The organism is Pedobacter sp. (assembly GCF_035566355.1).
Lineage (GTDB): Bacteria > Bacteroidota > Bacteroidia > Sphingobacteriales > Sphingobacteriaceae > Pedobacter.
This window is the reverse complement of sequence record NZ_DATMRL010000566.1, coordinates 1-4,693: the sequence shown is the minus strand read 5'-3', so window position 1 is coordinate 4,693 and position 4,693 is coordinate 1. Positions and strand designations below refer to the sequence as shown.

The 4,693-nt window shown below is 40.6% G+C and carries 4 protein-coding genes; 2 read left to right on the top strand and 2 right to left on the bottom strand.

The genetic code is table 11. The features are described 5' to 3' along the window. On the bottom strand, positions 1 to 787 hold a 787-nt coding region (locus tag VNZ46_RS22220; protein ID WP_325562716.1), incomplete at its 3' end, for a deoxyribodipyrimidine photo-lyase. 44 nt (positions 788 to 831) lie between these two features. Then, positions 832 to 1,740 carry a TIGR01777 family oxidoreductase gene (locus tag VNZ46_RS22215; protein WP_325562714.1) on the bottom strand — a complete coding sequence of 303 codons (909 nt, stop codon included), beginning with the start codon at positions 1,738 to 1,740 and terminating at the stop codon, positions 832 to 834. Positions 1,741 to 2,320: 580 nt separating this feature from the next. Between VNZ46_RS22215 and VNZ46_RS22210 the strand changes: the two genes are divergently transcribed. Next, complete coding sequence (locus tag VNZ46_RS22210; RefSeq protein WP_325562712.1) at positions 2,321 to 3,619, top strand: DASH family cryptochrome; 1,299 nt, start codon at positions 2,321 to 2,323, stop codon at positions 3,617 to 3,619. A 104-nt stretch (positions 3,620 to 3,723) separates the two neighbouring features. After that, positions 3,724 to 4,602 (top strand): MerR family transcriptional regulator, encoded by an 879-nt coding sequence (locus tag VNZ46_RS22205; protein ID WP_325562710.1) that lies wholly within the window; start codon positions 3,724 to 3,726, stop codon positions 4,600 to 4,602. Positions 4,603 to 4,693 lie beyond the last annotated feature (91 nt).

Below are 4,693 nucleotides of genomic sequence, written 5' to 3'. Positions count from 1 at the left end.
TCCAGGCCAGTTCAGAAAGCCATTTGTCTGCTTTATGCGCTACGGCTTGTGATACGGCATGGCGGATGCTGATGGTCCCGAAACGTAGATGGAGGCCAATATGTGTAGTCGCATCATCTGCCGGAAAATCCCGGCGCTGTTCATATTCCTGCAATTTCGAACTGAAATCTTTTGATGGAAATGAGATCGCAGTTGGGGAAAAACCAAGTTCTTCCAAGCTTGGGAGAGCGAGTGGTTCCGTTTTTAGCAAATTAGAAAAGTATTGGTGTGTAGGGTAGGCTTGTACGTAAAAATCGTCTAGTTTTTTGAGCCATTGCCGAAAATAAGGCGTGAAAACCGTATAGGGTTTTTTATCATCTTTAACGACTTCATCTTTTTCAAAGATGACCTGGTCTTTATAGGTATTGAAACTGATTTCTTCTGAACTTAGATATTCTGCAAGAGCGTTGTCTCTTTCCAGGGCATAAGGCTCATAGTCATGGTTAGCGACAACACATTTAACGGTATAAGAGCGGAGCAGTTCCGGCCATACTTTTTCTGGCTGCCCGTGTTTGATCAGGATGGAAGAGCCCAATTGGCTAAGTTCTGTAGAGAGTTTACTTAAAGTTTGATGGATGAAGGATACTCTGGCATCTGTTTTATCCTGTAGTTTGTCTAAAATATGGGTGTCGAAAATGAAGAGGGGCAATACGGGCAGGCCGGTTTTTAAAGCGTAGTACAATGCGGCATTATCTTCAAGGCGGAGGTCTCTGCGCAACCAGCAAATGCATATTTCTTGTGTTGTCATTCTGTAGGTGTATCGGCTTCTATTTATTGAAATGCTGCATAGCGTTAGGCGTGATAAATGTTATTTAGCGCACCATCCAGCTGGGTAAAGTTAAAAGTAAATCCGTAATCGAGTAATTTTTGTGCGGATGTATTGTTACTGATCAGCGCGACGGTACTCATCTCTCCCAAAATGGACTGTAATACGCTTTCGGGAACATGGATAGGCCAGACTGGCCTGTGTAATGATTTTGCAATGGACTTTGTTAGGGTTTGATTAGTTACCGGATATGGGGCACAGGCATTAAAAACACCCATCATTACTGGATGTTCAATGGCAAACAAGTAGATATTGATCATGTCTTTTATGTGGATCCAGGGTACCCATTGTTTTCCTGTACCCAGAGGGGCGCCAACAAAAAAGCGGATGGGTTTTTCCATGGATGCGAGCCCGCCTTCCCCTTTTTTTAAGATAAAACCGGTTCTGAGTTTAACAATTCTCAAGCTGAGGGATTTTCCTTTGTCTACTGCGGCTTCCCATTGTGCACAGCATTCTGCAAGGAAGCCATAGCCTTTTTCAGACTGCTCGGTTAGGATTTCGTCGCCGCAATCTCCGTAATAGCCTACGGCTGAAGCGGAGATAAAATCCTTTACCTGGTTGGGGGTTTCTTTCAGTGTTTTATAGAGAAGATTGGTAGAGAGGACCCGGCTGTCTATGATTTGCTGTTTTCGTTCTTTAGTCCATTTTTTATCGGCAATGTTCTCTCCTGCAAGATGTACTATGGTGTCGATCCCATCCAGACAGGAATGGTCTATTGTTTGTTTGTATACATCCCAGAGGTAAACTTGTATTTTTTTTGTTTTTACCGGCCTTCTGGACAATAGGGAAACGTTGTGTCCTGATGTTAACAGTGTTTTGATTAATTCTTTGCCAATCATTCCTGTGGCTCCGGTAAGTAGGATGTGCTTTTTCATCGCGATCTGATTTTAGCGTTCTAGAGCAGCTAAAGGTAACAACCTTTCACCAGCCAAATAAGTTTTAGAAAAATAAGCTTATTGAAAAAATCAATAATGCTCTTAGAGGACTGGACTCCTTGCCCCGCTGCGCTCCAGTGGCAAGGCGCCCTGAGGTCCTCTAAGAGCATTATTGATTTTTTATATGGCGCTTAGGGAGGGAGGTGAGCCAGGCAGGGTTGATTAGTAAAGTTTGCTTCCAGTTAGAGTTTATGGAAGTGGTAGTTAAGCGTATTTTTTCTATAAGACTTTATTTTAACATTTTATGCACCATGCATGGATTGTCCCTCAGTAAGCGCCTAGAAAAAATCAATGTTACTTAGAGGAGACCTCAGCTTTCGAAGCAGTCTGCGCAGCAACTGCGCAGAAAGCGTAGTCTCCGAAGAGTACATTTATTTTTTACGACAAGCTTAACCCATTATTTTTTACGACAAGCTTAACCTTTTTTGTTTTGTTAGTGTAAATATTACGTAGGATGCTAGTTTTAAGAAGCAAAATCCTATATTTTTGTGAGTTATCTAACATATCTAGTTCTGTATTGATGAAATCCAAAAAAATATTAGTTTGGTTTAGGAATGATCTCCGGTTGCATGATAATGAAATGCTCGTAGAAGCCATTGCTAAGTCGGATAGTATTTTGCCTGTTTACTTTTTTGATCCTCGTTATTTTGAACCTACTCCTCAGGGTACTTTTAAATCCGGTGCGCTGAGAACAAAATTTCTAATTGAAAGTGTACAGGCCTTAAGGATATCTTTTCAAAATCTTGGTGGTGATATTTTAATTTTAAAAGGAAAACCGGAAGAGCTGTTGCCTGAACTGGTGGAGCAATATGATATCGCCGAGGTGTATCATCACCGGGAGGTTGGCCCTGAGGAAACTAGGATATCTGCTTATGCGGAAGACCGCTTATGGAAATTAAGAATTAACCTGAGACACTTTATAGGGCATACTTTATACAATAAAGAAGATCTGCCTTTCCCGATCAAGGATATCCCTGATGCTTTTACACAGTTTAAAAAGAAAACGGAACGCGATGCTATTGTAAAAGCATGTTTCCTGGCTCCGGAAGTGATTTCTTTTGAAGAAGCAGAAGACTGGGGACAGGTTCCGGCTCTTGAAGAACTGCTGCAGGAGATGTCTATAGATGAAACAGAACTTTTCCCATCCATTTTTGGTGGTGAACCGGAAGGATTAAAGCATTTAAAACAACTGCTTGAAGAAGGATCTGAGGTATATCAGAAAGTACCTGCGAAACTGAGTGCTGGTAAACAAGGGTTTTCCTCAAAGCTTTCAGCATGGTTGTCTTTCGGCTGTTTGTCTCCCCGTATGGTGTATTGGCTCGTGAAAGATGCAGAAGATAAATATGGTGCAAACCCTAACTTTAACCAGATTTTGCTTGGCCTTTTATGGAGAGATTACTTCAGGTTCATGTTTAAAAAACATGGGATGGATTTCTTTAATGATGCCGTACTGGAGTTTGATCAGGCTCCGCTGACGGAAGAGGAAGGGGGAAGATGGTTGCATTGGATGAAAGGGCAAACCGGGAACCTGCTTATCGATAAGTATATGGGCGAACTGAATCAAACTGGTTTTATCCCGCATTCAGCCCGTTTGCTTACCGCTACTTTTTTGATTCACGTCCTGAAAATCAATTGGGTAAGAGGTGCTACCTATTTTGAAGAAAGATTAATTGACTATTCTCCTGCCAGTAACTGGTGCAACTGGGCTATTGTGGCTGGAGGTGGTAAAGATCAGGGCTCTAAAAAAAATACTTTCGATCTGGACAAACAATTCAAATTGCTGAATGTCCAGATTTCAGATCTTCCGGCAGCACTTTAAATTTTTTATCGGCCTTGAAATGCATTGAAGGCCGTTGCTCCAATAAATGTTAAACAAAAATTGCATTTTAGACAAAGTTGTTTAACATTTGTTGTAAATATATTGTGAGAAAATTTTCAATAAGTGACATAGAGGGTCTGATTGGTATCAAGGCTCATACCATTCGTGCATGGGAAAGCAGGTATAATTTTGTGCCGCCGAAGAGAACTGCTACGAATATCCGGTATTATGATGAGGAGGATCTAAAGATGCTTCTAAACATTGTTGCGCTTAATGAAAATGGCTATAAGATCAGTAAGATTGCAAAAATGAGTAAAAAACAGATCGCAGATCTGGTTACACAACTCAAAAGGGACTGGAACAATGATGTCGTTCAGGTGCTTAATCTTTCTGACGCCACCCTTAAATATGATGAAGTCGCCTTTTCTACTATTCTTTCCGGATGTATAAAGGAAATGGGCTTGATCAAAACCATGGACGAAGTGCTGTTCCCCTTTATGAAAAGAGTAGGTATGCTTTGGCAAACCGGAACAATAGATCCTTCCCATGAACATTTTGCCTCTAACCTGATCCGCGATCAGATCATTGTTTGCATCGACAAAATAAAAAAACCACACAAAGAGGAGCCAAAACGATTTTTGCTGTTTCTGCCTGAGGCCGAAATGCATGAAACGGGTTTGCTCTTTGCCAGATATCTGTTAAAAAAATGTGGACATGATACTTTGTATCTGGGTTCTGAAATTCCATATGCTGATGTTAAAAAAGTAGTCGAATCTTATAAACCTGACTATGCCTTTATTGTAATGACTTCACTTAATCTTGGAAAGGATCTCAATAAAATCATTGAAAAAGTAATGAATCATTTGAACGTCCCGCTGCTGGTTGGGGGAAGTTTAATCGCTGAATTTGACATTCTGGTTAAGGACCATCTTGTCCCGTTAAGGAATGTTTGTGATATGGTCGAATTTCTGGAAGAAATATAAAGAAGTTTGCCTGTTTTATAAGGTAAAATCCTAATTTTGCTACACTTATAGTAAATTCATAAATGATGGATAATTTATCTTATCTCAGCGG

What these genes read in the sequence shown, in the direction of transcription:
- VNZ46_RS22215 (WP_325562714.1), bottom strand. Translation starts at nt 1,740, where the DNA reads ATGAAAAAGCACATCCTACTTACCGGAGCCACAGGAATGATTGGCAAA.
- VNZ46_RS22210 (WP_325562712.1), top strand. Translation starts at nt 2,321, where the DNA reads ATGAAATCCAAAAAAATATTAGTTTGGTTTAGGAATGATCTCCGGTTG.